This is a genomic window from Streptomyces albus subsp. chlorinus (genome assembly GCF_013302895.1).
In the GTDB taxonomy this organism is placed as follows: domain Bacteria; phylum Actinomycetota; class Actinomycetes; order Streptomycetales; family Streptomycetaceae; genus Streptomyces; species Streptomyces chlorinus.
This window is the reverse complement of sequence record NZ_VJOK01000001.1, coordinates 7,247,215-7,273,286: the sequence shown is the minus strand read 5'-3', so window position 1 is coordinate 7,273,286 and position 26,072 is coordinate 7,247,215. Positions and strand designations below refer to the sequence as shown.

At 72.2% G+C, this 26,072-nt stretch carries 19 protein-coding genes; 11 read left to right on the top strand and 8 right to left on the bottom strand.

Features of this window, described 5'->3' with window-relative positions:
- Nucleotides 1–206: 206 nt before the first annotated feature.
- On the top strand, nt 207–629 hold the full coding sequence (locus FM076_RS31525) for an Hsp20/alpha crystallin family protein (protein WP_173874233.1): 423 nt from the start codon (nt 207–209) through the stop codon (nt 627–629).
- 109 nt (nt 630–738) lie between these two features.
- Nucleotides 739–1,134 carry a DUF2267 domain-containing protein gene (locus FM076_RS31520; protein WP_173874232.1) on the top strand — a complete coding sequence of 132 codons (396 nt, stop codon included), beginning with the start codon at nt 739–741 and terminating at the stop codon, nt 1,132–1,134.
- Nucleotides 1,135–1,403: 269 nt separating this feature from the next.
- On the opposite strand, the gene FM076_RS31515 is transcribed toward FM076_RS31520, so the two are convergent.
- The gene (locus FM076_RS31515; RefSeq protein ID WP_173874231.1) at nt 1,404–2,255 is read right to left on the bottom strand and encodes a helix-turn-helix transcriptional regulator; all 852 of its coding nucleotides are present in this window, start codon (nt 2,253–2,255) and stop codon (nt 1,404–1,406) included.
- A 241-nt stretch (nt 2,256–2,496) separates the two neighbouring features.
- Between FM076_RS31515 and FM076_RS31510 the strand changes: the two genes are divergently transcribed.
- The 3 genes from FM076_RS31510 to FM076_RS31500 all read left to right on the top strand — a co-directional run bounded on the left by FM076_RS31510 (nt 2,497) and on the right by FM076_RS31500 (nt 4,439).
- Complete coding sequence (locus FM076_RS31510; RefSeq protein WP_173875136.1) at nt 2,497–2,721, top strand: Atu4866 domain-containing protein; 225 nt, start codon at nt 2,497–2,499, stop codon at nt 2,719–2,721.
- Between the two features lie 47 nt (nt 2,722–2,768).
- Complete coding sequence (locus FM076_RS31505) at nt 2,769–3,527, top strand: SDR family NAD(P)-dependent oxidoreductase (protein ID WP_173874230.1); 759 nt, start codon at nt 2,769–2,771, stop codon at nt 3,525–3,527.
- Between the two features lie 144 nt (nt 3,528–3,671).
- Entirely contained in the window at nt 3,672–4,439 is a 768-nt protein-coding gene (locus FM076_RS31500; RefSeq protein ID WP_173874229.1) for an SDR family NAD(P)-dependent oxidoreductase, read from the top strand.
- Between the two features lie 89 nt (nt 4,440–4,528).
- On the opposite strand, the gene FM076_RS31495 is transcribed toward FM076_RS31500, so the two are convergent.
- A complete protein-coding gene (locus FM076_RS31495) occupies nt 4,529–5,509 on the bottom strand; it encodes an aldo/keto reductase (protein WP_173874228.1) in 981 nt (326 codons plus the stop codon).
- A gap of 244 nt (nt 5,510–5,753) precedes the next feature.
- Here FM076_RS31495 and FM076_RS31490 point away from each other — a divergent pair, with 244 nt between their 5' ends.
- Together FM076_RS31490 and FM076_RS31485 are read left to right on the top strand one after the other, a co-directional pair.
- Complete coding sequence (locus tag FM076_RS31490) at nt 5,754–6,194, top strand: Lrp/AsnC family transcriptional regulator (protein WP_345945363.1); 441 nt, start codon at nt 5,754–5,756, stop codon at nt 6,192–6,194.
- A 157-nt stretch (nt 6,195–6,351) separates the two neighbouring features.
- A complete protein-coding gene (locus FM076_RS31485) occupies nt 6,352–7,182 on the top strand; it encodes an endonuclease I family protein (protein WP_173874226.1) in 831 nt (276 codons plus the stop codon).
- Nucleotides 7,183–7,315: 133 nt separating this feature from the next.
- Here FM076_RS31485 and FM076_RS31480 read toward each other — a convergent pair whose 3' ends face one another.
- Nucleotides 7,316–7,993: a DUF5701 family protein gene (locus tag FM076_RS31480; RefSeq protein WP_173874225.1), complete on the bottom strand. Its 678-nt coding sequence runs from the start codon at nt 7,991–7,993 to the stop codon at nt 7,316–7,318.
- Between the two features lie 180 nt (nt 7,994–8,173).
- Here FM076_RS31480 and FM076_RS31475 point away from each other — a divergent pair, with 180 nt between their 5' ends.
- A complete protein-coding gene (locus tag FM076_RS31475; protein WP_173874224.1) occupies nt 8,174–8,806 on the top strand; it encodes a class I SAM-dependent methyltransferase in 633 nt (210 codons plus the stop codon).
- A gap of 108 nt (nt 8,807–8,914) precedes the next feature.
- Here FM076_RS31475 and FM076_RS31470 read toward each other — a convergent pair whose 3' ends face one another.
- From FM076_RS31470 to FM076_RS31455, 4 genes are all read right to left on the bottom strand, one after another.
- On the bottom strand, nt 8,915–9,235 hold the full coding sequence (locus FM076_RS31470; protein WP_345945362.1) for an acyl carrier protein: 321 nt from the start codon (nt 9,233–9,235) through the stop codon (nt 8,915–8,917).
- 97 nt (nt 9,236–9,332) lie between these two features.
- The gene (locus tag FM076_RS31465) at nt 9,333–10,109 is read right to left on the bottom strand and encodes an alpha/beta fold hydrolase (RefSeq protein ID WP_173874223.1); all 777 of its coding nucleotides are present in this window, start codon (nt 10,107–10,109) and stop codon (nt 9,333–9,335) included.
- Nucleotides 10,106–18,040 (bottom strand): type I polyketide synthase, encoded by a 7,935-nt coding sequence (locus tag FM076_RS31460; RefSeq protein WP_173874222.1) that lies wholly within the window; start codon nt 18,038–18,040, stop codon nt 10,106–10,108. Before FM076_RS31460 ends, FM076_RS31465 begins: the two co-directional genes overlap by 4 nt.
- Nucleotides 18,041–18,118: 78 nt before the next feature.
- On the bottom strand, nt 18,119–19,831 hold the full coding sequence (locus FM076_RS31455) for an AMP-binding protein (RefSeq protein ID WP_173874221.1): 1,713 nt from the start codon (nt 19,829–19,831) through the stop codon (nt 18,119–18,121).
- A 570-nt stretch (nt 19,832–20,401) separates the two neighbouring features.
- Between FM076_RS31455 and FM076_RS31450 the strand changes: the two genes are divergently transcribed.
- The 3 genes from FM076_RS31450 to xdhC are packed head-to-tail and all read left to right on the top strand — an operon-like array spanning nt 20,402 to nt 25,183.
- Nucleotides 20,402–21,871, top strand: coding sequence for a xanthine dehydrogenase small subunit (locus FM076_RS31450; RefSeq protein ID WP_428815116.1), 1,470 nt, complete (start codon nt 20,402–20,404; stop codon nt 21,869–21,871).
- Nucleotides 21,868–24,351: a xanthine dehydrogenase molybdopterin binding subunit gene (xdhB, locus tag FM076_RS31445; RefSeq protein WP_173874220.1), complete on the top strand. Its 2,484-nt coding sequence runs from the start codon at nt 21,868–21,870 to the stop codon at nt 24,349–24,351. Before FM076_RS31450 ends, xdhB begins: the two co-directional genes overlap by 4 nt.
- 1 nt (nt 24,352) lies before the next feature.
- Entirely contained in the window at nt 24,353–25,183 is an 831-nt protein-coding gene (gene xdhC, locus FM076_RS31440) for a xanthine dehydrogenase accessory protein XdhC (RefSeq protein WP_173874219.1), read from the top strand.
- A gap of 205 nt (nt 25,184–25,388) precedes the next feature.
- On the opposite strand, the gene FM076_RS31435 is transcribed toward xdhC, so the two are convergent.
- Nucleotides 25,389–25,907 carry a hypothetical protein gene (locus FM076_RS31435; RefSeq protein ID WP_173874218.1) on the bottom strand — a complete coding sequence of 173 codons (519 nt, stop codon included), beginning with the start codon at nt 25,905–25,907 and terminating at the stop codon, nt 25,389–25,391.
- Nucleotides 25,908–26,072 lie beyond the last annotated feature (165 nt).

The following is a 26,072-nucleotide window of genomic DNA, read 5'->3' as shown; positions in this document are numbered from 1 at the left end:
CCGACGGGCAGCTGGGGCAGGCAGCGGCGGCGCACGCCGGTCAGCGACCGCTTCGGGCCCGGCCCTCTGTCGTAAGCAGCTTGCACAATTGCGGTTACTCAGGATCACGACGCCCTTGAGCGGGGTCTTGTCAAGTTTGGTGCGGCGAGTTATATAAGGAAGTGTCTTCAAGTGGGCATCCCGTCGTCGGGAAGGAGGAGGCACCGATGCTCATGCGAACCGACCCCTTCCGCGAGCTGGACCGGCTCACCCAGCAGGTGCTGGGAACCACCGCGCGGCCCGCGGCCATGCCGATGGACGCCTACCGGGACAAGGACACCTTCGTCGTCGAGCTGGACCTGCCGGGTGTGGACCCTGAGCGCATCGACCTGGACGTCGAGCGCAATGTGCTGACGGTCAGGGCCGAGCGTCTCCCCAGCACCGGTGAGGACACCGAGGTCGTGGTCGCCGAGCGTCCGACCGGTGTCTTCAGCCGCCGGCTCTTCCTCGGCGAGACCCTGGACGCCGAGCGTATCGACGCCTCGTACGACGCCGGTGTGCTGCGGCTGCGCATCCCGGTCGCCGAGCAGGCCAAGCCCCGCAAGATCGCCATCAGCGGCGGCGAGGGCCGCAGGCAGATCAGCGGCTGACGACCGGCTCCGTCAGGTTGTCCAGGTGCCGGGACCGGTGCCGTGCGCACCGGCCCGGCCTTCACCGCACGCCCCGTCTCGCGGGGCCCGGCCCGTGTGGGAGGAAGCAATGCGCATGCGGTGGGAAGCGTTCCTCTCAGCCGTCCAGGAACGCGGCGAATACCCCTCCCGGGGTGAGGCACAGCGGGTGGCCCGCGTCGTGCTCGCCCTGCTGGGAGCGCACCTGGTCGGAGAGGTGCGAGCCGAGGTGGCGGCCAGGCTGCCCGAGGCGTTCGCACTCGTCCTGCTCAACCCCCTCCCGGCTGCCGAGCCCCTCTCGCCGGAGCGGTTCATCAGGGCCACCGCGGCATGGATCGAGGGCGCCACCGAACAGACAGCGACATGGGATGTCAGCGCGGTGCTCAGCGTCGTGGCCGACTCCCTCGGCGGCGATCTGCTGAACCGGACGCTGCTCCAGCTCCCACCGGGCTACGACCTGCTCTTCGGACGGCCGGAACCGGCCTGAGCCGCCACCGCCCCGCCGGTCCCCGCCGGCCCCCTCCCTGCGGTGATCCGGTATCCGGCGGCGAATCAGTCGTCCCTTTTGTGTACACCTGGACGAACTGGACCGCGCCGAGCCCAGAGTCGTTGTGTGCCCGCTCCCGGTGCCGGCGCCGGTAGGCGGCCTCGGGACGGGGCCGGCGGCGGGAGACCGGGGGCACTGCCAGGGCGGCGCCCCTCACGTCCGGAGGACGACGCCACCGGGGTCGCGGGAGACGACGCCGCCGGCCGGGGCTACTGTCCCGGGGAACCGAACGAGGAATGACGCCGGGTGGCGTGGAGGGAGCCGAGGAGTTCCAGGGCCTGGGCGCTCGGGCTGCCCGGTTCGGCGTGGTAGATGACGAGTTGCTGGCCCGGGGCGTCGCGGACGTCGAAGGACTGGTAGGTCAGCGCGAGAGGGCCGACGTCCGGGTGGAGGAGGTGCTTGGCGTCCTGCGTCTTGCCGCGCACGCTGTGTGCCTCCCACAGCCGCCTGAACGCGCCGCACCGCTCGGTGAGCGTGTCCACGAGCGCGCGTAGCCGGGGGTCGTCGGGGTCGAAACCGGCTGCCTGGCGCAGGTTGGCGACGACGGCCTGGGCCGACCGGTCCCAGTCCGCGTAGAACTGCCGTCCCGCCGGGTCGAGGAAGGTCATGCGGGCCAGGTTGTCCGCCGGGTCGAACGGGGCGTAGAGCGCGTCGGCCAGGGCATTCGTCGCGAGGATGTCGAGGTTCCGGCTCATGACGAACGCCGGAGTGTGGGCGTAGCCGTCCATCAGCTGGCACAGGGCGGGGCTGACCCGCTCGGTGACCTGCGCGGAGGCCGGATCGCCCGGCGGAGCCCCGGCCAGCCGGTACAGGTGGGCCCGGGCGTCCGCGTCGAGACGCAGGGCGCGGCCGAGGGCGTCCAGCACCTGCGGGGAGGGGTGGCGCTCGCGTCCCTGCTCCAGGCGGGTGTAGTAGTCGGCGTTGACCCCTGCCAGGACGGCGACCTCCTCACGGCGCAGTCCCGCGACGCGGCGCACGCCGTAACTCGCCATGCCGACATCCTGCGGCCGCACACCGGCGCGGCGCGCGCGCAGGAACTCTCCCAGATGGTTGCCGTCCATGCCCCCAGGCTAGGCGGTGGCCCGCCGCCCTGCCTGGGTGTGCCGCACCCAGGCAGCACACGTCCTGGTCGCCCCCTGCTGACCTGCGCAGACTCGGTGGAGCACGGCATCACCGCACCCCACGAGGAAGGCAGGCCCCATGGGAGGGACCACCGACGGGAACCGAGCCGGCCGGGCCGGACAGGCCGGGCCCGGCAGCAGCGACGGCACCCTGGAGAACGCGAACGCCGACGTCGTCGGCATGTGGGTGACCGCGGACGGCCACATCCGACAGGAGCTGCTGCCCGACGGCCGCTACGACGAGGCCCGGGGCAACCGGAAGAGCGCGTACACGGGCCGGTACACGGTGACCGGCAACCACCTGGACTACGTCGACGACACCGGCTTCACCGCCACGGGCGACATCCGGGACGGCGTGCTCTACCACGAGCACCTCGTGCTCTATCGGGAGCAGAAGGCACCGTGACGGCTTCGCGGGACTCCGGCATCGACCAGAAACAGAGGGATGTATTCATGGCAGGCAAACGACTTGACGGCAAGGTCGCACTGATCACCGGCGCGACCGGGGGCCTCGGCACGGCGACCGCCGAGCTTTTCGCCCGGGAGGGCGCCCGGATGGTTCTCACCGATGTCGCCGAAGGCCCCCTGCGGGGCCTGGCCGACCGGCTCGAGGCACTCGGCGCGGAGGTCGCCACGTCCCGCCTCGACGTCTCCTCCGCGCGGGAGTGGGGGGAGGCGATCGCCGTCGTACGTGAGAGGTTCGGCACGCTGGACGTGCTCGTGAACCTCGCCGGCATCGTGGACTGGCCGGGTATCGAGGAAACCAGCGAAGAGGCTTGGGACCGCGTCATCGACGTGAACCAGAAGGGCACCTGGCTCGGCATGAAGGCGGCGATGCCGCTGCTGCGTGCGAGCGGCAACGCGTCGGTGATCAACACGTCGTCGGTGCTCGGCCTGGTGGGGAGCGGCTCGGCCGCCGCCTACCAAGCGTCCAAGGGCGCGGTGCGCCTGCTGAGCAAGACCGCCGCGGTCGAGTACGCCCGGCAGGGCGTCCGAGTCAACTCGGTGCATCCCGGAGTGATCGCCACGCCGATGATCCAGGAGATCCTGGACGAACAGGGCGACCAGCAGCCGGACATCCAGCGCACCCCCATGCGCCGGGCCGGCCGCGCCGACGAGATCGCACCCGCGATCCTCTTCCTCGCCTGCGACGACTCCTCGTTCGTCACCGGCTCGGAGGTCGTGGTCGACGGCGGGCTCACCGCGCACTGAGCCGCCGGCCCCGGCCCCGGCGGGCACTGAGCCGCCGGCCCCTGCTCCCAGGGACCCCACCACGGCACCACCTCACCGCCGCACCAGACACGCGGGCGTCCCGGCGCCTGAACCCACCCTCTCCAAGGAACACACGAACACACCATGACATCCGCGATCCCACCCACCGAAGCCGCCGAGTTCGCCGGAAGGACCGCCCTCGTCACGGGGGCGGCGCGCGGCGTGGGCAAGGAGACGGTGGCGCTCCTCCATGCCCGTGGCGCACACGTCGTCGCCGTCGACATACGCCCCGAACTCGACGCGCTGGCGGCCGAGTTCCCCGACACCGTGACGCTGAGCGGCGACATCACCCTGGAAGAGACCGCCACCCGGGCGGTCCGGTCGGCCGTCGAGACGTTCGGCGGACTGGACATCCTGGTCAACAACGCCGGGCGCACGCTGAACAAACCCGTCACCGAGACCACCGCCCAGGACTGGGACGGTGTGATGGCCGTCAACGCCCGCGGGGCCTTCTTCTTCGCCCGCGAAGCCTTCCGGGCAATGGAGGAGCGAGGTGGCGGTGCCATCGTCAGTACCGGCTCCTACACAGCCACCGTCGGCCTGCCCGAGGGCGCCGCCTACAGCGCCTCGAAGGGTGCCCTGGCCCAGCTGACGAAGGTGCTCGCCCTGGAGGGCGGCCGCCTGGGCATCCGTGCCAACCTCGTGGCGGCGGGCGTCATCGAGACCGACTTCCTCGACGGTTTCCGCTCCGACAGCCGCTCGTACCTGGCGTCCTTCGCCGATGTCCACCCCCTGGGGCGGGTGGCGCAGCCCCGGGAGATCGCCGAGGTCCTGTGCTTCCTCGCCTCTCCGCGGTCCGGTTTCGTCACGGGCGCCGTGGTCGCCGCCGACGGCGGCTTCACCGCGGCCTGACATCCTCCGCGGCGTCGCGCGCTCCCGGCGGAGTCCGCCGGGAGCGTGGACGCGCGGTGGGCGGTGTCATCGGCGATCCGTCCTGCGGGTCAGGAGTGGCCGAGAACCGGGTGGGGTCGGTAGGGGGCCTCCAGCCGGGCGACTTCCTCCTCGCCCAGCGACACCTCCACCGCCGCGATCGCGTCGTCCAGATGGTTCAGCTTGGTCGCGCCGATGATCGGCGCGCTGATCACAGGCTTGCGCAGGAGCCACGCGAGGGCGATCCGCGCGGGCGGAAGCCCCCGTTCACGGGCCACCTCGCGCACCGCGTCGACGACGTCGAAGTCGGCGTCCCCATACAGCTGTCCGGCGATCTGGTCGCTGCCCGCGCGGACCGAGAGCGAGGTGCCATCACGTTCCCGGGTACCGGCGAGCAGACCGCGGGCCAGCGGGCTCCAGGGGATGCAGCCGACCCCCTGGTCGAGGCAGAGCGGGATCATCTCCCGCTCCTCCTCGCGGTAGGCCAGGTTGTAGTGGTTCTGCATCGACACGAACTTCGTCCAGCCGTGGGTCTCCGCGACGTGCTGGGCCTTCGCGAACTGCCAGGCGAACATGCTGGACGCGCCGATGTAGCGGGCCTTGCCGGAGCGCACCACGTCGTGCAGGACTTCCATCGTCTCCTCGATCGGTGTCGCGTCGTCCCACCGGTGGATCTGGTACAGGTCCACGTGATCGACGCCGAGACGCCGCAGTGAGGAATCGATGCCGGACAGGATGTGCTTGCGCGACAGACCGCCGTCGTTGGGTCCCGAGCCCATCGGGAAGTGGACTTTCGTCGCGAGCACGTAGTCGTCGCGGCGGGGGAGGAGTCTGCGGAGCAGGCGCCCGGTGATCTCCTCGCTGATGCCGCGCGCGTACATGTCCGCGGTGTCGAAGAACGTCACCCCGGCCTCCACCGCCCGCCGCACGAGGGGTTCGGCTGCCTGCTCGTCCAAGAGCCACTCCCACTGGGCGGGATCGCCATAGCTCATCATGCCGAGACAGACCCGTGAGACCTTCAGTCCTGTCGAGCCGAGCCTGGTGTATCGCATCACGTCTCCTTGTGCTGGTCCGGCTGCCGGAACCGCCGACGCCGGGCCAGGGTGAGGGAAGAGCGCGCTCTCCCCGATGCGGGGCCGGCACCGCATGCGTCGCTGTGCGGGCCATGCGCGGTATCTTGCAGAGCGCTGACGCCGCATGGAATGTGTGTTTGAAGCTGGGGGGTGCGAGATGCCTGGAGAATCAAGGTCGGCAAGCCAGAAGGCCTGCAGCGAGCGGGGAAAGCTCCTCGACGCGGTGAATGTGCGTCTGCTCTCCCAACTCCACGACGACCCGCGGCTGTCGATGTCGGAGCTGGGCCGCCGCGTCGGGATGTCCGCGCCGGCCGTCACCGAACGGGTGCAGCGCCTGGAGCGGCTCGGCGTCATCACCGGCTACCGGATGAACGTGGACCCCGCGTCGCTGGGGATGCCCGTGACCGCTCTCGTCCGCGTGCGCCCGGGGCCGGGGCAACTGCCGAACATCACCAGGGCCGCCCGCGAGAACCCGCAGGTTGTCGAGTGTCATCGGATCACCGGAGAGGACTGCATCCACCTCAAGGTCCATGCCCCGTCGATCGAGGGCCTGGAGAAGATCCTCGACACGTTTCTTCTCTTCGGGCGGACGACCACCTCGATCGTGGTGTCGACACCCGTGCCCCTGCGTCCGCTTCCCGTCTCGCCGCCCGGCCAGGAATGACCCGGCGGGCGCCGAGGACGGCGCCGCCTCGACCGCCCGTGCCCTCTCGCGCATGTGTGCGAAAGTATGGCAGGCTGCCCGGTCACATGCCCAACGCGTGCCGTTCCGGGAGCCGTTGACGCCCAAGGGGCGGCACGCGCCGTCGAGAGGACCCCCCATGCGTGTTGCCCACGCTCCTCTGACCGCCGTGCTCGGCGCCTCGGCACTGCTGGCGCTGGCCCCGGCACCGGCAGCGGCGATGCCGCTCGGCCCCGACTCCCCCGACTCCCCCCGCGCGTCCGTCTCCGCCCCCTACGCCGCACCCGACGACTACTACCAGGACGCCGAGGGCAAGACCGGACCTGAGTTGAAGGCGGCGCTCCACGAGATCATCAAGAAGTCCGACACGCTCTCCTACGACCAGGTGTGGGACGCGCTCAAGTCCACCGACCAGGACCCCGACGACCCCTCGCACGTCATCCTCCTCTACACCGGCCGCTCCCAGAACGCCGACGACCACGGCTCAGGCGCCGACCAGTGGAACCGGGAGCACGTGTGGGCCAAGTCCCACGGCGACTTCGGGACCGCGCCGGGGCCCGGCACCGACATCCACCATCTGCGGCCCGCCGATGTGTCGGTCAACAGCGAGCGCGGCAACAAGGACTTCGACGAGGGCGGCGACGAGGTCGGTGAGGCTCCCGGCAACTTCACCGACGCCGACTCGTTCGAACCCCGGGACGAGGTCAAGGGCGATGTGGCCCGCATGGTCCTGTACATGGCGGTCCGCTACGAGGGAGAGGACTCCTTCCCCGACCTGGAGCCCAACGACAAGGTCGACAACGGTTCCGCCCCCAGCCTGGGGCGGCTGTCCGTCCTGAAGACGTGGAGCGAACAGGACCCGCCGGACGCCTTCGAGAAGCGCCGCAACGACGTCATATACGACCAGTTCCAGCACAACCGCAACCCGTTCGTCGACCACCCGGAATGGGTCGGCGTGATCTGGTCGTAAGAACCGCGACGTCTGGTCGTAAGAGCCGCGACGTCCTGACCGTCCCCTCGCGGGGCACCCGAGGCCGGGGTGCCCCTGGTGCGACGGCTGCCGCCGGCCGAGGACGGGGCCGCCTCGGCCGGAGGCCGCACGGTCATCCGTCTTTGGCCGTGCGGTCCTTCGCCGAGGCGAAGCCGAGCCAGGTGTGCCGGTTGTTCCACCAGCACCAGCCGACCTTGGGAGCGTTGCGGCGCTCGCGGCCGTCCCTCCCGGTTCCGTTGCTGATCCAGAGGGCCGGGGTGCGGGCGTCCATGGTGCCGTTGGCCTTGCGGAGCCGGGAGCCGATGGTCATGAAGCAGCGGTTGCGTTCGAGTGCCTCCGGCTGCTGGAGCACCCAGTGGATTCCTTCGGTGAGCAGCAGCGGAGTACGGCCCTCATCCGTGAGGGCGGGCAGTGCCTCGCTGGGGCTCCAGTTGGCCATGTGGTCCCCGCGGTCGGGTGCGGTGACGAGGTAGAGGGGGGCGTCGGGCAGCTCGACGGCGCAGGGGGTGAAGAGGTCGACGTCGGGCATGTCGGTGACGACGAACCCCGGCTTGCCGTCGCGTCGCAGCAGCGGCGCGAGCGCCGAGGCGGGGGCACGGCCGGGGTGGACGGCGAGCAGGGCACCGTCACTGCCCTGAGAGCCCTCGGCGTTCGCCGCGAAGGCTCGGATCTCGTCGGCGGCCAGTCCCGAGAACGCGTGCACTCCCAGCTCGATCAGCCGCTCGGCCTGGGCACCCAGGGCCGGGAGCGCGGGGAGGACGGTCGAAGCGGTGGGTGTGGCCTCGGACATGGTGCTCCAGGGTCGGTGGGCGAGTACGGGCTCAGCGACAACGTGCCGGCCCGCTCGCACGTTCCCGCCACCACCCCTCGATCGAGTGGCCGGGCCGCGGCACCTTTTCGCCGCGCCGGGGAAGGAATCAGAGCGGAAAGGGCGATACCGGTCCACCTTCACCAAGTGAGGTTTTCCGTCATGTTCGCGTATAGCGCTTCTTTTCTCTCCGGTTACGATCTGCTCGTCCACAAGGTGACCTGCCCGTTGTTCTGGCGGTGCTCGACGCGGCACCTGATCCGGCTCTACCGGCGCCACACCGGGGACCGGCACCTCGATGTCGGACCCGGGACGGGCTCGCTGCTGCGGCGCTCGGGGCTGCGTTCCACGACAGCTGTGCATCTGCTGGACCGCGATGAAGCACCCTTGCGAACGGCACGCGAGGCGCTGCCGGACCATCATGTCCAGACCTATCAGCAGGATGTGTTCGAGCGGTGGGCGCTGGACGAGGCGAGCGTGGATTCCGTCGCCATGTCGCTGGTGTTCCACACGCTTCCGGGGCAGGGCATCGGGGCCAAGGCGCACGCGGTCGAGGAGGCGGCACGTGTGCTCGGACCGGACGGGCGCTTCTTCGGCGCCACCCTCGTCCGCCACGGCCGCGGCGTGAAGGTGCCGGCGCGGGCCCGATGGCTGATGGACGCCTACAACCGGCGGGGCATCTTCGCCAACGCCCACGACGACGCCGACGACCTCGAGGCGGCCCTGCGTGCGTCGTTCCGTTCGGTGCACCTGTGGTCCCGTGGCTGTGCGGCCCTGTGGGTGGCGTTCAAGTAACCACGAGAGGCCGCACGTGACCGGCCTCGGCCCGGCCCGGTCCGGCCCCGGCCTCAGCCGTTCCCGGCTTCGGCTCGGCGTCCGGCCCGCGTGCGCCCGCGCCTCCTCTTACACGTCCGAAGCCTCGTGCGCCTCCGCCACCAGGGCGGCCAGGATCACGGCTGCTTCGGCCAGCGTCGTCCCGGCGTCGAACCGGGCCCGCGGCACCGGAACGCCGATGCGGGCGGCGATCCGGCCGCGGATCTCCGTCGCGGTGAGCGAGTCGACACCCGCTTCCGGAAAGGTCAGGTCCGGCTCCAGCTCCGCCGGGTCGTGGTAGCCGAGCACCGACGAGGTGCACTCGGTGACGACATCCAGCAGGAGGCGCTCCCGCTCCCCGGCGGACATACCGCGCAGCCGGGTGCTCAAGGACGGGTCTGCGGCAGGCACTCCGACTCCTCTGTTCCGGTCCGTCCCTCGTTCCGGTCCGTTCCTCGTTCCGCACAGTGCTTCCGCGGCGTCCCGGCCGGCGTGTCGCACGCGGCGTTCACCGGGCCGCGTGCGCGCCGGTGCCCCGCGCGTCCTCGCCGGTTCCCCCGGTGTGCCCTCCGGAGCCGAGCCATGCTCCGAGCACGGCCATGAAGCCTTCCGGCTCGTCGTGGTGGAGCAGATGCCCGGCACCCGGCAGCGTGACGACCTCGAATCCGCGCCGTGCCAGTTCCCGCTCGTCCAGCTCCGGTGCCACCCCCGGGATGCCGGCCCGCAGCACGAGGGAGGGGGCCGGGGTCCTGCCGGGTATCCGTGGCATGTCGTGGGCGTGGAGGTCGACCATGGTGCGCGGGTCCCAACGGGCCCTGGCCGCCGCCTCGGCGGCGACGATCCGTTCGGGCCAGGTGGGGTGCTGGGCGGCGATCCGCTCCGGGGTCACCGCCATCAGCCGGTTCGCGGACGAGGCGTCGGGCAGCTCGGAGACGGCGTCGATGTCCCAGTAGGGCTCCGCGTAGCCGAGCCGCCGGGGAGCCAGTGCCCCGGCGGCCAGGCTCAGCACCGCCGCGCCGACGGAGTGCCCGAGGGCGAGAGCCGCTCCGACGGGGAGCGTCTGGCAGAGGTCGTCGGCGAGCGCCCGCGGGCTGTAGTAGCCGCGCGGGCTCCTTCCGTGTCCGCGCAGATCGGGGGCGAGGACGCGGTAGCCGAGCCGGGCGATGCGCGGCGCGACCGCCTCCCACGTCCCGGAGTCGGAAGCGAGCCCGTGCACGAGCAGCACCGTGCGCTCTGCTCCCCCGCCGCCGCTCTCCTCCCCCCACGACCGCAGACGCAGTCTCATCGCCCCTCCCCCGCACCGGTCCCCGGCCGCGTCCCTTCACCGGCACCGGCACCGGCACCGGCTTCGCGCAGCCGCGCCACCACGCGGGCCGCCAGTTCGGTCACCGTCGGGCCGGAGGCGATCTCGACGACGGCCGGCTCGCAGCCGAACTCCTGGCGGACGGCGCTGATCAGTTCGGTCGCCATGATGGAGTCGATGCCGAGCTGGTCGAGAGGACGGGAGCGGTCGATGCCGCCCGGCGGGGTGCCGAGGACGCGGCCGACGACGCGGCTCAGCATCTCCTCGGCGACGCTTCGCGCCTCGTCCGGCGGGCCGTCGACGAGACGTTTGCGCTGGGCCTCCAGCGCGGTGGAGTCGACGTGCCCGGACAGCGGGGCGAGGTGCCGCAACCGGGCGCGCTCGCGGATGTAGGGGCGGACCTCGGCCAGCCGCTCCCAGTCGATATTGATCACGGCGGTGACGTCGGTGGCGGCGGTGTGCTGCTCGCCGGGGCGATCACCGCCGCCGTGGTCGAGCAGCTCCTCCAGCGCGGCGAACGCTTCCTCCAGGGTCACCAGACCCATCCCCCGCTTGCGCACGCTCTCCGCGAGGACCTGGTCGGCCAGCGCGCCGACCCCGTCGATGCCGCCCCACTGCACCGCGAGGCCGGGCAGCCCCGCCCGGCGCCGTTCGCGCACGATGGCTTCGGCCGCCGCGTTCGCCGCGGCGTAGGTCGCCTGGTGCGGGTTGCCGACGGTGTTGGTCACCGAGGAGTAGACGACGAAGAAGTCGAGGTCGAGCGTGCGCGTCGCGGCGTCCAGCACGCGGGTGCCGGCCAGCTTGGGAGCCAGGACGGCCCGGTCGGCGTCCTCGTCCCCGTCCTCGAACGCGGCGTCCCGCAGCACGACCGCCGCGTGGATCACGCCCCGGAGCGGGGTTCCCTCCGCGGCGAGTTCCGCGAGCAGGGCCCGCACCTGCGCGGGCTCGGAGACGTCGACGGCGTGTGCCGTGACATGCGCGCCCGACTCCCTCAGTTCGCCCAGGAGCGTGCCGGCGCCCTCGGTGGCCTGGCCACTGCGGCTGACCAGGGCCAGACGCCGGGCGCCTCGCGACGCCAGCCAGCGGGCCGTCCGGGCACCGAACCCGCTCAGACCGCCGGTGACCAGATAACAGCCCTCCCCGTCGAGTGTGAGGCGGGGGTGCCGTCGGCGGATGCGAGGGGGGCGGCCGAGGTCCAGCACCGTGTGTCCCGTGCTGAAGCCCTTGCGCATCCAGTCGAACGCCTCAGCCGCCCGGTCTCCCTGGTGGCAGGTGAACGGCAGCGGCCGGTAGGCGCCCTCGGCGACCAGCCCTGCCACCTCCCTGAAGAGCCGGGCGGTGGCAGTTGGGCGCGCGGTGACGGCCCACTCGGTGTCCACCGAGGCCAGGAGCACATCGCTGTGCCGCGGTCGCGGCGCCCGGCCGTCGTCCTGTGCTCCCTGTACGACGCGGACGAGACGGCCACCGGGAGGCAGCAGTTCGGCGGCGTCGGAGGCGTCCGGACCCGCGCAGTCCAGCACCACGTCGGGTCCCTGCCCGGTGAGCCTTCGCAGGTACCGGGGAAGTGCGGGATCGCCGCTGTCGAAGACCTCGCTCACGCCCGCCGTCCGCAGCATGGCACGGTCCGCTTTCCGCCCGGCGGCGGCGATCACCCGGGCCCCCACCTGCCGGGCGTGGTCGAGGGCCGCGAGGGCGAGGCCGCCCCCCGCGCCGCGCAGGAACAGGGTCTCGTCGCGCTGGAGCCGCGCCAGCTGCCCCAGCCCCCGCCGGACGGTGAGGTAGGCCGCGGGCAACGTGGCCGCCTCCGTGAACCGCATGCCGTCGGGGATCTCAGCCAGCAGGTCGGCCCGTGCCCGCACCCGGGTGGCGCAGGCCCCACGGGCGAGGCCGTAGACCCTCCGGCCGGCGGTCAGACCGGTGACCCCTGGCCCCACACCGACCACCACGCCCGCGAGTTCGGCGCCGGGCCGGTGGCGGCCGGCTCCGTCGGCGGCCGCCGCCACCTCGCCCCTCGCCCGTGCGACGTCCCTGGGGGCAACCGAGGCGGCCCGGACCTCGACGAGGACCTCACCCTCCCCCAGGCCGCCCGGCTCCTGCGGTGCCGCCTCCTCCCATGCCAGGCCGTACCCGGGCCCGGGGTCGTGGACGAGCAGTTCGCGGGTGCCCTCCCCGGACGCGGTCAGCGCGCGCGGTGCGGGCAGCAGCCGGGAGACGAAGCGGCCCTGCCGGGTCAGTACGATCTCGTCCTCGTCACCGGGAGAGAGCAGTTCCTCGACGAGGAGGCGTGCGTCGGTGTCCGGGTCGCCGGTGGGGCGCAGCGCGATGTGCCGCACGCCCAGATCGGGGCGCTCGGCGTCGAGTGCGTGGGCCAGCCCCCATGTCACGGCCTCGACGGGCGACGGGGCGGCACCGGGGACGGGGAGGGCGCCGGCGGAGGTGTTCACGATCCAGAGGCGCGGGACGGGCGCCCTGCCGCCCCTCCGCATGCCGCCGGTGGGGTCCGCTGTGCCGTCCACCGCCTTGAGGAGTGCCCGGAGCGCGGCGATGCGAGCGAGCGCCGCCGCCATCTCGCCGTGGGCGGTGCCCGGCCCGGACGTGCCGGAGTGCGAGGTGTCGCCCTCCGCCTGGGCGGCCGGTGAACCGGTCACCAGCACCACCTCGTCCGGCCGGACCTCACCGACCAGCGTGTCCCATTCCGCGGCCGTTCGGCGGGTGCGCACGACGGTGACGTCGCCGCCCGACTGCGCCAGGCAACCGCAGAGCACGTCGGCCAGTGGTCCGCTCCCCTCCTCGCCGACCACCGCCCAACGCCCCCGCACCCGCCGCCCCGGTACGAGGAGCGCGGGCGACGGCTGCCGGACGCTGTCCGGCAGCTGGGCGAGCAGCGCCGATTGCTCCTCGCCCGCGGAGGATCCGGCTTCCCCGGTTCCCTCCGCCGCCCCGAGGCGGACGACCGACTCGAAGCCGCACGTGTGCAGCACGTCCCGCCAGCCTTCCGCGCCCAGCAGGGGCGACGAGGCGCGCAGTCCGGTGTCGCGGTAGTTCCAGAACCCCTCGAGCAGGCCGAACACGAGCGCCAGCGGCCGTGGGTCGTGGTTCTCGATCACCAGCAGTCGCCCGGCGGGGGCGAGGGTGGAGGTCACCCGTCGTACGGCGTCCGTCAGATCGGAGGCGACGTGCAGCACGTTGACCGCCACCACCAGATCGAACCACTCCCCGTCCAAGTTCTGCTCGGCAGGGTCCCGTTCCAGGTCGAAGGGCTGGTACCGCACGAAGTCATAGGGCGCGAACCGGGTGCGGGCCTGCTGGAGCAGGTGGGCGGAGACATCGGTGAAGACGTACTCGGTCCGGTGTGCGGGCAGCAGCGGCAGCAGCGCCGCGGTGAGCGAACCGGTTCCGCCGCCGACCTCCAGGATCCGCAACGGACGGTCGGAGGGCCAGCGTTCGGCCAGTGCCGCGACCGCCGCCGTGGCCCGCTGGATGCCGTTGCGCACCCCGGGCGCCGACTCGTAGCAGTACTGCGCCTGGTGCGTCTCCCCGTCGGGGAAGACGACCTGCACCGCGTCCGCTTCCCCCGTCAGCACCGCGCGCAGATGACGGCTGCACCTCTCGTACAGCAGGCGAATCGGCGTGTGACCCGGAAACGCCCGGTCGATCGCTTCCAGCTGTTGTGCCGTCCCGGTCCTGACCGGTGCGCACACCCGCCACCGCGGCTGCTGTCCGGACGGGGAGAGGTTCTCCAGGAGGCCCTGCTGTTCGGCGGTGGTGGCGAGCAGCGAGACCAGCTTCCGGTACCGCGGCAGCACCCCCGCGGCGGACAGTTCGTCCAGTCCGAACGGGCCGTCGCCGGCTGCCAGTTCGCGCAGCACCTTGGCGCCGTGGTGTCCGGTCACAGCGACCAGGGCCCGGTACAGGGCAGCCGCCGTCTCCTCGTCGCTCTTCTCCACCGCCTGTGCCGCCGCCTCGGCCAGCTCCTGGGGGGAGGGGAGTGCGCGGGGCGGGGGTGCGTCGGGCCGCGGGGCCGGGCCGGGCCGCGACGCCGCGCGCAACTCGGTGCGGTAGTGGCGTGCCCCCTGCGCCGTGCCGCGGAACCGCTTCGCCCGGTACTCCTCGATCTCCAGCGTGACCACCCCGGCGGGGTCGGTCAGGACCATGTCGAAGACGGCCTCGTCGGCGGTGGCCGCACGGAGCCGGACGTGGATGTGACCGGTGTCGGTGGGCGGTCGCCATCGGCGGACGGAGCCGAGGAAGTCCGGGAGGAAGGGGTCGCCGCCCGCGTCCGCCAGCAGTACCGCACCGGCCTGCAGCGCCGCGTCCAGCAGCGCCGGGTGGACCTCGAACCCCGGTCCGGGCCGCTCCAGCGAGTAGGCCGCGACCGCACGCGAGCCCTTTGCGTGCAGCGTGCGCAGGGTACGGAAGGCGGGGCCGTAGTCGATTCCCGCCGCCGCCATCCTCGCGTAGTGCTCCTCACCGCTCCAGCGGCGTGCGTCCGGGGCGCGGGTCACCTCGCGGACATCGGGCGGAGCCGGGGGCTCGCCGCCCAGCGGCCGCACGAAACCCCGGGCGTGGGTCCGCCACTCGCCCTCGCCCGCGTCACCCGCCCGGGCCGCGATCTCGACACGTCCGCCCTCGTCGACGGACACCTGTGTGCGCACGTCCATCTCCGGGTCGTCCCACGGAAGGGACAGCAGGCGCCGGATGTCGAGGTCGTACACCTCGGCACCGGCCGCGACGGAGGCCGGGTCCACGGCGGAGGCGGTTGTCCGGAGGGCGTGGCGTCCGGCCGCCATCGCCATCTCGGCGAACGCCGCGGCGGGCATCACGACCGTGCCGCCCAGCCGGTGGTCCGCCAGCCACGGCAGCCGGGACGGCTCCACCTCACCGTGCCAGCCGGGTGCGCGGAGCGGTGCCCGTACGCCGAGGAGCGGGTGCTCGTAGCGTCCCCGCCCCTTCCCGGTCAGCGGAGCCCACCACTCCCCCGCACCGTTCCAGTGCCGTTCGCGCTGCCAGGCGATGCGTGGGAGGTCGGTCACCTCGGCCCGGACGGGGAAGAACGCGCCCCACTCGACCTGTGCGCCGCAGGCGAGCACCGCGCAGGTGGCGGCGTCCAGCTGTGCGGGCCCCCGCCCGCTTCCGCGACGCGGCTCGTCGCCGCACTTCTCAGGCGCTCCGTCCTTCTCAGGCGCTTCGTCGCGTGGCCTTTCACCGGCGCGGGTGCTGCCCGCGGGCCCCTCGGCGGCGGGCGGCCTCAGCAGCGTGGGGATGACGGCGGTCCGTCGCCGCCTCCGGCCTCCCGCCCGCTTCAGGTGGCCGCGCAGTACAGGATGGGGGGCGATCTCGACGAAGATGTCGTGCCCCTCGGCGGCGAGTGCCCCGACCGCCTGTGCCAGCAGCACGGGTTCCCGTACGTTCCGCCACCAGTACTGGGCGTCCGCCTCCCCCGGTCCGAGTGGGGCGCCGGTGACGGTGGAGATCATCGGGATGTGCGGGGCCCGCGGGCGGAGCCCCGCCAACGCCCGCAGCAGCGGCTCTTCGAGGGGGTCCATCACCCGGCTGTGAAAGGCGTAGTCGAGATCGAGTGCGCGGAAGAAGACACCTTCGAGTGAGAGCCGTTCTCCCAGCTCCCGCAGCGCCTGGGCAGCCCCCGCCACGGTGACGTTCTCCTCGTCGTTGATGCCGGAGATCTCCAGCCGGCCACCGAAGGCGTGCAGTTCCTTCTCGGCACGTGCCACCGACAGACCCACCGCGGCCATCCTGCCCCGCCCCGCCGTGCCGCCCTGTGCACGGCTGCGCTCGGCCACGACCCGCGCGGCCGATTCCAGGTCCAGCGCTCCACAGGTGTAGGCGGCGGCGACCTCGCCCACGCTGTGGCCCGTCACGGCTGCCGGCCGTACGCCCCGTTCGGCCAGCTCGGCCACCAGCCCGGCCTGCACGGCGAAGAGCGCCGGCTGGGCGAACTCGGTGCGGTGGAAGCGCGCGCGTCCGGCCGGTGCGCGCAGCTCCTCCAGCACGGACCAGCCGACGAGTGGACGCAGCGCGGCGTCCACCCGGGCGGCCTCGTCGCGGAAGGCCGGCAGGGTGTCGAGAAGGTCGGCTCCCATCCCGGCCCACTGCGAGCCGTTGCCGGAGAAGACGAACGCGGTTTTCCCCGTCTCCACGGCGGTGCGGAGTGCGCCGGAGGCGTCGGGGGTTCCGGGCGCGGGCGTGTCCGTGGCGGTGGCGGCGGCCCGCGCGTCGGTGGCGGTCCGCGTGTCGGAGGCCAGTCCGGCCAGCAGTTCGGCCGCCTCCGCCGTGTCCGAGGCCAGCACGGCGGCGCGGTAGGTGTGGTGCCCCCGGCGGGTGCAGGCGGTCGCCGCAAGGTCGTAGAACTCGGCGGGATCGGCGGAGCGGAACCGTTCGGAGAACGCGCCTGCGGCCTGGCGCACGGCTGCCTCGGTGTGCCCCGAGACGACAACGGGAAGCCGCTTGGAAGTCGCCTTGGCCGCTCCCCCGGCGCGCACCGCCCTCCCCGTTGCCGTCGGGTCCGGTGGCGAGGTCGCGTCCGGGCCGGCCGTACGGACCGACCGGGTCGCCGCTGCCGGCCGGACCGGCCGGTGCCGGCGAGGCGACCGAGGCGGCGGTCCGAGCACGGCGTGGGCGTTGGCGCCGCCCGCGCCGAAGGAGTTGATCCCCACCAGGCCCCGGCCCGCGCTCTCCAGGGGCCGCAGGGTGCGTACCGGATCGATTCCCAGGCCCGTGAAGTCGATCTCGGGATTGAGTGGCTCCGCGTGGAGGGAGGGGGGAACACTGCCGTAGCGGAGCACGGAGATCGCCTTCAGCAGCCCCGCGACCCCGGCCGCGGCCTCCAGGTGCCCGATGTTGGTCTTGACGGAACCGATGGGCAACGCCGTGGACCGCTGCCGGCCGAGGGCTTCCCCGATGGCGGTGCACTCTGTCAGATCCCCGGCGAGGGTGCCGGTGCCGTGCGCCTCCAGATAGGCGAGGTCGTCTGGCACCACACCTGTACTCGCGTACACGTCCCGCAAGAGGTCCCGCTGCGCCGCCACGTTGGGGTGGGCCAGCCCCGGTGTGCGTCCGTCGCAGTTGGTTCCGCTGCCGAGGAGCACGGCGTGCACCCGGTCCCCGTCGGCCACCGCGTCCCGCAACCGCTTCAGCAGCACCACCCCGCCGCCCTCGGCCCGTACGAAGCCGTCCGCGGCGGCCGAGAAAGCGCGGCTGCGCCCGGTCGGGGAGAGCATCTGCGCCTTGGAAGCGATGATGTACTCGTACGGGTCCAGGACGAGATTGACCCCTCCGGCCAGCGCCAGACCGCAACTGCCCCGCTCCAGCGCCTCGCATGCCTGGTGCACGGCGATCAGGGAGGAGGAGCAGGCGGTGTCGACCGTGAGGCTGGGACCGCGGAGATCGAAGTGGTAGGACACCCGGTTGGCGACGGCTGTGCCCGCGCTGCCCATGGCGGTGGGGGCGTCGATCGACGCCGGGTCCCGCGTCTGGAACGCCCCGTAGGTGTGCGAATAGACGCCCATGTAGACGGCGGTCGAGGAGCCGCCCAGCCCCGCCGGGTCGACTCCCGCGTCGTCGAACACCTCCGCGGCCATCTCCAGTGCCATGCGCTGCTTGGGATCGATCCGCGCGGCCTCGCGCGGAGAGATGCCGAAGAAGGCGGCGTCCCAGCTCTCGATGTCGTCGAGAAATCCTCCGGCGAAGGTGTAGCTCTTGCCCGGCCGCCGTGGATCGGCCGAGCCGAACCACGCCTTGTCGAAGCGGTCGTCGGGCACCTCACTGATCAGATCCCGGCCCTCGCTGAGGGCGCTCCACAACGCGTCGATCCCGTCGATCCCGCCTGGGAGGCGGCAGGCGACTCCGATGACGGCGACAGGCTCGTGACGTACGGGACGTGGCGCGTCGGCCATGGACATCCTTTCAAGAGCGGTAGGAGCCGGAGGAGAAAAAGGGGTGGGGAGGAGAGGGGAACGGCGAGAGGGCACCGCTCAGGAGGGCGCGATCGTCTGGCTGCTGGGAGCGGCCTGCTCCCCTTCCCCGTGCACCAGGCGCCGGACGGCTGCTTTGTCGACCTTGCCGATGCCGGTGCGGGGCAGCTTCCCCACCACGAGGAGCCGGTCGGGAGATTTGAACGCGGCGAGCCCTTCGGTGTGCAGGAAGGCACGCAATTGACGGAGCGTCAGGGGCGGGGGAACCGGCCGCTGCCCCGGCGGTCGCTGTGCCGCCGGCTCCGCCGCTTCGGAAGCCGCCTGCCGTGCCGTCCCGGGCTCGGCCACGATCACCGCGCAGGTCGCCTCCCCGTAGAGAGGGTGCGGGAAGCCGACGACGGACACCTCGCGCACCCGCGGATGCCGTCCGATGACGGCCTCCACGTCGTCGGCGGCGATCTTCTCCCCGGCCCGGTTGATGACGTCCTTGGCGCGGCCCGTCACCAGCAGGTTGCCGTCAGGCGTGAGGCGCACCAGATCGCCCGTGCGGTAGTGCCCCTCCGGCCCGAACCTGCCCGCCTCCCGCGCGGCCCTGCCCGCGTACGCGGTGATCGTGCTGGGGCCCCGCGTCCACAGCTCCCCCTGCTCCCGGCCGTGCACGGGACGCCCGTCCTCTCCGACGACCAGCAGTTCGTCGCCGGGCGCGATCGGCCGGCCCTGGGTGCCGGCGACGACTTCCCCGGGATCGTCCAGCCGCGTGAAGCACAGCAGCCCTTCGCTCATGCCGTACACCTGCTGGAGCCGCCAGCCCAGCTCCGCGTGGACGCGCCGCGCCGTCGCCGGGGCGAGACGCGCGCCGCCGACCTGGAGGACGAGCCCAGGGGGCGGCGGTGCCGACTGGTGGGGCGCTCGGGCCAGCAACTGCTCGACGAGGGCGGGGACGAGTGCGCAGTGCGTGGGCCGTTCCGCCCGGGCCAGCTCCAGCACCAGTTCGACGTCCCCCGACTCCGCGAGGACGACCGCACCGCCTTGGGCCAGCGCCCCCAGGATCCCGGGGTGGGCGAAGGAGAAGCTGTGTGTGGTCGGCAGGGCCGCCAGATAGACGCTCTCTGTGCCCAGCCCGGCGGCGACCGCGGCGTGCCGCATGACGAACCCGAGGGACTCGTGGCTGCGCGGAATCGCCTTGGGCGGGCCGGTCGTACCGCTGGAGAGGAAGTACAGGGCGACGTCCTCGGGCGCCGCGCGGTGCACTCGGTCGGCAGGAGGCGGGCCCGGGCGCAGCAGGTCGTGGAGATCCGCGTCACCGCCCTCGCCGTCCAGCACCAACGTCGTGGTCAGTCCCGGGTGGTGCCGCCGCAGCTCGCGCACCATCGCGGGGGAATCACCCAGCCTGGTGCGGCCCGGCACGGCCGCCGCGACCGGAGCCAGATCGGTGACGAGGGGTGCGAGTTCGTGTTCCCTCAGCGCCGGGTGCGCCAGGATCGGCGGACAGCCCATACGCATCAACGCCAGGCTGAGCACGAGCATCTCGACGCTGTTGGGCAGTTGCACCAGCACCGGGTGCGGTGCCCTCAGCCCCAGTTCCGCCAGCCGGACCGTGGCCGCGTCCACGGCGGAGGCGAGCTGGGCATGGGTCAGCGGTCGCCGTCCCAGTACGGCCGGCCGCTCCCCCGCACCGGGGGCGTGGCACAGCACCACGTCATCGAGCCGTTCGGGACGCCACCAGCCTCTGGCCCGGTACAGCCCCGCCCGACAGTCCTGCGCCGCCTCCACATGTCTCTCCCCCCAGCCGGCTCACCACAAAGAGCATCGGCAGCGGCGGTCAAGCTAAACGCGGCAAACCCACTAAAACGTACATGTCACTCTCTTGGGTGACAGATCGGCGCGGCGTGCGTGAGCGGCGCCGGGAATCGGCTTCGTTCGATTGCACACAGTAGCCAATCTGGTGCCGAGCGCTGTCACGCCTCACTTCTCGCCCGTAGGACTCCTCGCGCGCGAGCGTCCTGGGGCCCGCTGTTGCACACTGGGAAGTGCGGGGTCGGCCTCTTGACCGTAGTGACCCCAGCCACTACTTTGCGGTGGACGCCCGACCCCTCATCACCGGAAGGAGGCGACCAGCGGATGAACACCAGCTCTGATCTGTGTCGCCTCGCCCACCGCACGGTCTGGGTTCCGGGTCGGATCGCGCACGGCTGCTGAGCACGCCGTTCTGATGTGCCCTTCCACGGCGCATTCCGGGTTTCCCGCCATCATCTGCTGACACGTCGTCGCTACGTGTCGTCCTGCGTCCGCTCCTCCCACGTGGCGCGTCTGAACACAGAAAGCTGCCTGAAATTGGCGAACATGATGAATCGACCTGCGCGGGTCACGGTCAATGGGACAGAAACCCCGATCTCACCGGCCGCACCGCACACCACAGTGCTGGACTTCCTGCGCGAGCGTGGCCTCACCGGCACGAAGGAGGGCTGTGCCGAGGGTGAATGCGGTGCCTGTTCGGTCCTGGTCGCCCGGCCCGGGGTGACCAAGCCCACCGACTGGGTGGCGGTCAACGCCTGCCTGGTCCCGGTCGCGGCGTTCGACGGTCAGGAGATCGTCACCTCCGAGGGCCTCGCCAGGGCCGACGAGCCCGGTGTGCCGCCCGCCCTGCACCCGGTGCAGGAGGAGATGGCGGTCCGCGGCGGCTCGCAATGCGGCTACTGCACGCCGGGTTTCGTCTGCAGCATGGCGGCCGAGTACTACCGGCCCGACCGCTGCGCGCACACGGAGCCGTCCGACAGCGCGGACGCCGAGCACGGTCCGAACGGTTTCGACCTGCACGCGCTGAGCGGAAACTTGTGCCGCTGCACCGGCTACCGCCCGATCCGCGACGCCGCGTTCGCCGTCGGGGAACCCACCGACGACGATCCGCTGGCGCGGCGGCGTGAGCAGTCACCGCCCGCGCCGGTCACCACCGAGTACACCCGGGACGACAGCGCGTTCGTGCGCAAGAGCACGCTGGCCGAGACGCTGCGGCTGCTGCGCGAGCGGCCCGACGCGGTGGTGGTCGCCGGCTCCACCGACTGGGGTGTGGAGGTGAACATCCGCTCCCGCCGGGCCGCTTGCGTGGTCGCCCTCGACCGGCTGCCCGAGTTGCGGGAGCTGCGCGTCGAGCCCGACCGCATCGAGATCGGGGCGGCGCTCACCCTCACCGAGATCGAACGCCGGCTCGATGGCAGCGTCCCGCTACTGGCGGAGCTGTTCCCGCAGTTCGCCTCCCGGCTCATCCGCAACGGCGCGACCCTCGGCGGCAACCTGGGCACCGGCTCCCCCATCGGTGACAGCCCGCCGGTGCTGCTCGCGCTGGAGGCGTCGGTGGTGCTCGCCGACGCCGACGGTGAGCGCGAGGTCCCGCTGGCGGAGTACTTCACCGGCTACCGGCAGAGCGTGCGCCGTCCGGACGAGCTGATCCGCGCGGTACGCGTCCCGCTGCCGCTGTCACCGGTCACGGCCTTCCACAAGATCGCCAAGCGGCGCTTCGACGACATCTCCAGCGTGGCGGCCGCCTTCGCGCTCGACATCGAGGACGGCATCGTCCGCAAGGCACGCATCGGCCTTGGCGGTGTGGCCGCCACCCCGATCCGCGCCCTGCCGGCCGAGGCCGCCCTGGAGGGCGAACCGTGGACGCCGGAGACCGTCGAGGCCGCCGCCCAGGTGCTGCGCGCCCAGGGCACGCCGATGAGCGATCACCGCGCCAGCGCCGACTACCGGGCGGCGATGCTCGGTCAGAGCCTGCTGAAGCTGTACGCACGAACCACCGAGGCGGTGCCGTCATGAGCCAGCTGTCCGAGCGCCCCGAAAAGCCCCTCGTCGGCGTGGCGATGCCGCACGAGAGTGCCCGCCTGCACGTCACCGGTGCCGCGCTCTACACCGACGACCTGGTCCCTCGCACCAAGGACGTGCTGCACGCCTATCCGGTCCAGGTCATGAAGGCCCACGGCAGGGTCACCGCGCTGCGCACCGAGCCGGCGCTCGCGGTGCCGGGCGTGGTCCGGGTGCTGACCGGTGCCGACGTGCCCGGTGTCAACGACGCCGGTATGAAGCACGACGAACCGCTGTTCCCCGACGAGGTCATGTTCCACGGCCACGCGGTCGCCTGGGTGCTCGCCGAGACCCTGGAGGCGGCCCGGCTCGGTGCGGCGGCCGTCGAGGTGGAACTCGACGAACAGCCCTCCCTGGTCACGCTCCAGGACGCGATGGCGGCGGGCAGCTATCACGGCGCCCAGCCGGTGATGGCCACCGGTGACATCGACGCCGGTTTCGCCGACTCCGCGCACGTGTTCACCGGCGAGTTCCAGTTCTCCGGCCAGGAGCACTTCTACCTCGAGACGCACGCGGCGCTGGCCCAGGTCGATGAGAGTGGGCAGGTGTTCGTCCAGAGCAGCACCCAGCACCCCTCCGAGACCCAGGACATCGTCGCGCACGTGCTCGGCGTACCCAGCCACGAGGTCACCGTGCAGTGCCTGCGGATGGGCGGCGGCTTCGGCGGCAAGGAGATGCAGCCGCACGGTTTCGCGGCCGTCGCCGCACTGGGCGCCAAGCTGACCGGCCGGCCGGTCCGGTTCCGGCTCAACCGGACGCAGGACCTGACGATGTCCGGCAAGCGCCACGGGTTCCACGCCAAATGGAAGATCGGTTTCGACGCCGACGGCCGCATCCAGGCCCTGGACGCCACGCTGACCGCGGACGGCGGCTGGAGCCTGGACCTGTCCGAGCCGGTGCTGGCCCGCGCGCTGTGCCACATCGACAATACCTACTGGATCCCCAACGCGCGCGTCGCCGGTCGTATCGCCAAGACCCACACGGTCTCCAACACCGCCTTCCGCGGCTTCGGCGGCCCCCAGGGCATGCTGGTGATCGAGGACATCCTGGGCCGGTGCGCGCCGCGGCTCGGTCTGGACCCCATGGAGCTGCGGGAGCGCAACTTCTACCGGCCGGGCCAGGGACAGTCGACGCCGTACGGGCAGCCGGTCACCCACCCCGAGCGGATCGCCGTCACCTGGCAGCAGGTGCACGAGAGCGCCGGCATCGCCGACCGCAAGCGCGAGATCGCCGCCTTCAACGCCGCGCACCCGCACACCAAGCGGGCGCTCGCGGTCACCGGTATCAAGTTCGGCATCTCGTTCAACCTCACCGCCTTCAACCAGGGCGGCGCGCTGGTGCTGATCTACAAGGACGGCTCGGTCCTGATCAACCACGGCGGCACCGAGATGGGCCAGGGGCTGCACACCAAGATGCTGCAGGTCGCCGCGACCACACTGGGCATCCCCCTGCACAAGGTGCGGCTCGCCCCGACGCGTACCGACAAGGTGCCCAACACCTCCGCCACGGCAGCCAGTTCAGGGGCCGACCTCAACGGTGCCGCGGTGAAGAACGCCTGCGAGCAGTTGCGCGAGCGGCTGTCGCGGGTGGCCGCCACCCAGCTCGGTGCGAACGCCTCGGACGTGCGCGTCGTCGAGGGCGTCGCGCGCGCCCTGGGCAGCGACAAGGAGCTGGCCTGGGACGACCTGGTGCGCACCGCGTACTTCCAGCGGGTCCAGCTGTCCGCGGCCGGCTTCTACCGGACCGAGGGCCTGCACTGGGACGCCAGGACGTTCCACGGCTCCCCGTTCAAGTACTTCGCCTACGGCGCCGCCGCGGCCGAGGTCGAGGTGGACGGCTTCACCGGCGCCTACCGCATCCGGCGGGTGGACATCGTCCACGATGTCGGCGACAGCCTCTCCCCGCTGATCGACATCGGTCAGGTCGAGGGCGGTTTCGTACAGGGCGCGGGCTGGCTGACGCTCGAGGATCTGCGATGGGACGTCAGTGACGGGCCGAACCGCGGCCGGCTGCTGACCCAGGCCGCGAGCACCTACAAGCTGCCGAGCTTCTCGGAGATGCCCGAGGAGTTCAACGTCACCCTGCTGGAGAACGCCACCGAGGAGGGCGCCGTATACGGTTCCAAGGCCGTGGGCGAGCCTCCGCTGATGCTGGCGTTCTCGGTGAGGGAAGCGCTGCGGCAGGCCGCCGCCGCGTTCGGACCCAGCGGGGTCGCCGTCGAGCTGGCCTCGCCCGCTACGCCGGAGGCGGTGTACTGGGCGATCCAGGCCGCCCGCCAGGGTGATGCCTCCCGCGAGGGCCAGACCCGCGGCGGCTCCGCCGCCAACGGCCACGCCGGGAACGGACGCGGCGCGAACGGACAGGCCGGAGACGGGCACACCGCCCACGGCGCGTCCCGGGCCGCCACCGACGCGAAAGCGCCGAGCGGTGCCTGACATGACATGGGTCGCCGCGGTCGCGCGGTTGCGAGCACGCCGGGAACCGGGCGTGCTGGTGACCGTCGCGACCGTGCGCGGCCACGCCCCCCGTGACGCCGGTGCCAAGCTCGTCGTGGGGCGTTCCGGGACGTGGGGCTCGATCGGTGGCGGCAACGTCGAGGCCGTCGCGATCGACCGGGCCCGGGAGATGATGGCCGCCGCCGCTCCGGAGCCGGAGCTGATCGATTTCGCGCTGAACGACAAGGTCACCAACCAGCACGGCGTGCAGTGCTGCGGCGGCACGGTCTCGGTGCTGCTCGAACCGCTGCCGGTGGTACGAGCGGTCGCGATCTTCGGCGTCGGGCACGTCGGCCTGGAACTGGCACGCGTCCTGGCACGCCAGGACCTCGACCTCCACCTGATCGACACCCGCTCCGACCTCCTCACCGAGGAGCGGCTCGACGTGCTGGCGGACGCGGTGGCACAGGTCCACGTGCACCACACGCCCCTGCTGCCCGAAGAGGTGCTGGAGCAGTTGCCGCACGGCACCCACGTCCTGATCATGACCCATGATCACGCGGAGGACGCCGCCCTGTGCGACGCCGCTTTGCGCACGTCCCATCTCGGTTCCATCGGGCTGATCGGCTCGGCCGCCAAGTGGGCGCGCTTCCGCAAGCGCCTCGCCGACGAGGGCGGTCACGGCGAGACCGCCATCGACCGGATCAAGACCCCGATCGGGCTGGCCGACATCACCGGCAAGGACCCCGCGACCATCGCCGTGAGCGTCGCGGCCGATCTGCTGCGCACCTTCGAAGCCGAGGAGAAGCGACTGTCCGGCCGGGCGAGCTGAATCATCGGCACCATGTGAGCCGGCAGCACCATCTTGCGAGCACGCCCGCCCGGAACGGCGTCGTCGGCGCCGCGCCGAAAGCCGGCCGTCGAGTACACCCGCCGCCGCACCGCCGAGATCCACCACGCCGCCGCTCACACGCCGAGCGTGCCCGTCCTCGCTGCCGGACAGCGGGACCGCAGTGCTGTGGTGTGTTTGAGCGCGTTCAGGGGCTTGCCCGGCGACCGCGCAGCAGGACCCAGCCCCGGCGGTCCTTCTTGGGGAAGGCGATCGCGGGAAGAGACCGCAGGTGGGAGACCTCGACGAGGGTGGCATAGGCGCAGTCGGCGCGCTCGGCCCAGAACTCCTCGCCGGTGGCGCGGATCCGGGCGGCGAACCGCTCGCGCAGCTCGTCGATGCGGTCCCCGGTGAGCTGGTAGCCGGCGACCGGACCGGCGATGAACGCCCCCACGACCGCGCCGCCCGTCTTCTTCACCGCGACGACGTCTCCTTCGGCCAGGCAGCCGTAGGGGGCACATCTCACCCGCGAGAACCGCGACTCGATCGTTTTGCTGCCGTCCATCAGCAGACTGAGGAACGGCTCGGCCAGCAACGCCAGGTGCAGTGACACAGCACCGCTGCCGAGCCGGCCGAGCGCGTCCGCCCAGACGGGGTCGCCGCCGAGCTGATCGGTGAGGTGGCCGAGCAGTTCCCTGGTCGGTCCCTGGATGGTGTCCTCGCTCACGAAGCTCCCTGGTGCGCCGGAATCGTACTCGTGGCCAACGGCGGTCTACCTCAACCAGCGGACCACGGGCGCCCACTTGCGACTGCGTGGTGCGGTCCGTTTGCGGGCCCCGGAAAGCTTTCACGAGAGCCCCTGTCAGTGCCGGAGACTACGCTCATACGGTGC

Excerpts from the sequence above, each read along its gene's own strand:
- FM076_RS31465 (WP_173874223.1), bottom strand. The coding sequence starts at position 10,109 with ATGAGACTGCGTCTGCGGTCGTGGGGGGAGGAGAGCGGCGGCGGGGGA.
- FM076_RS31480 (WP_173874225.1), bottom strand. The coding sequence starts at position 7,993 with ATGTCCGAGGCCACACCCACCGCTTCGACCGTCCTCCCCGCGCTCCCG.
- FM076_RS31450 (WP_428815116.1), top strand. The coding sequence starts at position 20,402 with ATGATGAATCGACCTGCGCGGGTCACGGTCAATGGGACAGAAACCCCG.
- xdhC (WP_173874219.1), top strand. The coding sequence starts at position 24,353 with ATGACATGGGTCGCCGCGGTCGCGCGGTTGCGAGCACGCCGGGAACCG.
- FM076_RS31495 (WP_173874228.1), bottom strand. The coding sequence starts at position 5,509 with ATGCGATACACCAGGCTCGGCTCGACAGGACTGAAGGTCTCACGGGTC.
- FM076_RS31500 (WP_173874229.1), top strand. The coding sequence starts at position 3,672 with ATGACATCCGCGATCCCACCCACCGAAGCCGCCGAGTTCGCCGGAAGG.
- FM076_RS31460 (WP_173874222.1), bottom strand. The coding sequence starts at position 18,040 with ATGGCCGACGCGCCACGTCCCGTACGTCACGAGCCTGTCGCCGTCATC.
- FM076_RS31475 (WP_173874224.1), top strand. The coding sequence starts at position 8,174 with ATGTTCGCGTATAGCGCTTCTTTTCTCTCCGGTTACGATCTGCTCGTC.
- FM076_RS31510 (WP_173875136.1), top strand. The coding sequence starts at position 2,497 with ATGTGGGTGACCGCGGACGGCCACATCCGACAGGAGCTGCTGCCCGAC.
- FM076_RS31515 (WP_173874231.1), bottom strand. The coding sequence starts at position 2,255 with ATGGACGGCAACCATCTGGGAGAGTTCCTGCGCGCGCGCCGCGCCGGT.
- FM076_RS31485 (WP_173874226.1), top strand. The coding sequence starts at position 6,352 with ATGCGTGTTGCCCACGCTCCTCTGACCGCCGTGCTCGGCGCCTCGGCA.
- FM076_RS31505 (WP_173874230.1), top strand. The coding sequence starts at position 2,769 with ATGGCAGGCAAACGACTTGACGGCAAGGTCGCACTGATCACCGGCGCG.
- FM076_RS31525 (WP_173874233.1), top strand. The coding sequence starts at position 207 with ATGCTCATGCGAACCGACCCCTTCCGCGAGCTGGACCGGCTCACCCAG.
- xdhB (WP_173874220.1), top strand. The coding sequence starts at position 21,868 with ATGAGCCAGCTGTCCGAGCGCCCCGAAAAGCCCCTCGTCGGCGTGGCG.
- FM076_RS31520 (WP_173874232.1), top strand. The coding sequence starts at position 739 with ATGCGCATGCGGTGGGAAGCGTTCCTCTCAGCCGTCCAGGAACGCGGC.